The 757-nt window shown below is 30.6% G+C and carries 1 protein-coding gene; it reads right to left on the bottom strand.

What is annotated here, in order from left to right; genetic code table 11:
- Positions 1-757 (bottom strand): hypothetical protein (locus MBBAR_RS09935; protein WP_158082587.1); only part of this gene is annotated, 757 nt, incomplete at both ends.

Genomic DNA, 757 nt, shown 5'->3' with positions numbered 1-757 from the left:
ATGCATACAGATAAACACCATATGTTCCTGTGATGTTGTTGTTGGCGAAGGTTATATTGGTGTTGTTGCTGCTGTATGCATACAGATCAACACCAGAGCCGGATGTTCCTGTGATGTTGTTGTTTTCAAAAACCAAATTAGCAGACGAAACAGGACTATTATAACTACCATCACCTAAATATACACCAGAAGAAACACCAGTTATATTATTACCACTAAATAAAACATCAAAAACAGTCTTATCAGTAGATTTACCGAATAAAGAAACAGCACCACGATAATTAGTAGCTATACTGGATTTAATAATATTATCCTTAATAACAACACCTGTTATAGGATTAGCACTACCACTACTACTTAAATTAATACTAACACCAGAAGTAGTAATATTATTATCACTAACAGTCAAATCACTACAATTAGATTTTATAGCTGTAGCATAACCACTAATAGTTAAATTAATAATCTTTACATTAGTAGCATTAATATTAAACAAAGTATCAACACTAGATGTTGTGAATTTAGCACCACCACGATTTTTACCAACAATAGTAGCATTACGACTAATATTAAGCTGACCCCAATCAACATACTCACCATCATCAAAACTAATCACCAAATCATTATCATTATCATTATTAATAACACTTTGAAACTGTTCAGTAGTATTAACTGTAGTAAAATCATGATTAGCTGCACTAACACTAGATAAAGCTAAAAAAATAAATAAAACACACATAACAAAAATAATTGGCTT

The sequence above is a fragment of the Methanobrevibacter arboriphilus JCM 13429 = DSM 1125 genome, from assembly GCF_002072215.1.
Lineage (GTDB): Archaea > Methanobacteriota > Methanobacteria > Methanobacteriales > Methanobacteriaceae > Methanobinarius > Methanobinarius arboriphilicus.
Note: the sequence above shows the minus strand (reverse complement) of the source record. Positions and strands in the feature narration are given on the sequence as shown.